The sequence below is a fragment of the Deinococcus marmoris genome, assembly GCF_001949125.1.
GTDB lineage: Bacteria > Deinococcota > Deinococci > Deinococcales > Deinococcaceae > Deinococcus > Deinococcus marmoris_A.
On record NZ_MSTI01000124.1, the window covers coordinates 1 to 1504 of the forward strand.

At 56.2% G+C, this 1504-nt stretch carries 2 protein-coding genes; one reads left to right on the plus strand and one right to left on the minus strand.

Annotated elements, in window-relative coordinates:
• A partial coding sequence (locus BOO71_RS27145; RefSeq protein WP_139323021.1) for an ISAs1 family transposase occupies positions 1–778 on the minus strand: 778 nt, incomplete at its 3' end.
• A 90-nt stretch (positions 779–868) separates the two neighbouring features.
• On the opposite strand from BOO71_RS27145, the gene BOO71_RS18085 reads away from it, so the two are divergent.
• A complete protein-coding gene (locus BOO71_RS18085; protein WP_075834709.1) occupies positions 869–1375 on the plus strand; it encodes a CS1 type fimbrial major subunit in 507 nt (168 codons plus the stop codon).
• Positions 1376–1504: the final 129 nt, after the last annotated feature.

Consider the following 1504-nt stretch of genomic DNA (forward strand, 5'->3'; position numbering starts at 1 on the left):
GGATCAGGGTTTGGGCCGCAGGAAGTGAGGAGAGGACATCATCGGGAATGGCCGTTTGGGTGCTGGTGGTGCGAATCCACGTCTCACCACTGCGCCGCTCGTGATCCTGGAACACTGTTGTCGGAGGGTGCTGGAAAGCCACTTCTGCCCATTCCTTGAGAACTCTCGTGTTGTTCTTGAGTGGGACGAGGTAGGCCCCGCCTGCTTCGATGATCCTGCCTGTCAACCCTTGCTCGGTGTAGGCGGCGTCCAGCGTGATCAACCAGGTTGTTCCAAACATGCTGTTGATGATGTCCAGCATGTCATCCAGGACACGTGCTTCATGGCGTCCGTTCTGTGGCATCTGAGCGACAGTCAGCGACAGTTCGTGGAAGAAAACGGAGAGAAACGACAGGGCGGATTCGCCCTGTCGTGCGCTGCCCTTCAAGACTTTGCCATCGCCTGCCAGCAAGACCAGACGTTCTGCATCGAGATCTGGATGACATGCCTTGACCCAGGTGAGCAGGGCAGTCTGAAGTTCTCCAGGATGGAGATCGAGATTCCAGAAAAAGCGGTAGAGCGTGGCTTGCCGGGGTACCCCCGGCAAGCTGAGCCGCTGAATAAGTGTCGTTCGGTGGGCATGGAGCCAGTCGGAAAGAGCCAGGATATTCTCAGGCCCACTGATCAAACCCGTGAGGATGAGCGCCCAGAGGGCTTCCCACGGATACGTGATTCGTTGTAGGTCGCGCCAGTCTGGAATTTGGGTGAGAAAAGGCAGCGGGCTGACAGGAATTTGCACACTCCCTTATCGCCCATTTTTTTGCTTGTACTCAGTCAAGATAAAAGCCTGGCTCAGGCAACCAAATTGCCCTAGTTCGGAGGAATTCATATGAAATATCTTGCTCTTGTGGCCGCCATGCTCACCTCCACCACTCTTGCTGCCCCCGTGATCTTACAGGGCGTCAGCAGCGGCTCAAACAACTTTCAGGTCAATGCATCGGTTGGCGATAGTTGCGCCATGACCCAGCCCAACCCCGTGACCATCCCGGTGATGTACTGGATTCAGCAGGACGCTTCCGTGAGCGCCATCAGCGTGGTCAACATCGTGTGCAACACTGGAGTGAACTTCCGGTTGGACAGCGACACGACAGTCACCCTCCAGAGGGCAGGGACTACCTCCTCTGACCCTGCCCCTCAGAACACCCTCACTGCAACGGTGACGGGCGCAAGCCTAGCGACAGAAGTCGCAGGCACTGGCAATGCTGCGGATACTGGCAGTGGCTATAACAAAACCCTCACGGTCACGGTTGCCAAGCCTACCCAGAGCAACCGTTCAGGAACCTACGCTGGTACAGTCAATTTGACACTGTCTGTGGTGGCTATCGGTATTCCCTGAATGACTTTTGGACAGACTCAGTCCTCTACAAATGGCCTGCGTCTGCGAATTCTTGGTAGAAGGCTGGAATCATAACCGACATGCCTGACATGAGGGGCGTCCGGGGCGTATCCCCGGACGTATGCAATC

Bases quoted from the DNA above. Each gene is read 5' to 3' on its own strand.
- BOO71_RS18085 (WP_075834709.1), top strand. From the start codon at position 869: ATGAAATATCTTGCTCTTGTGGCCGCCATGCTCACCTCCACCACTCTT.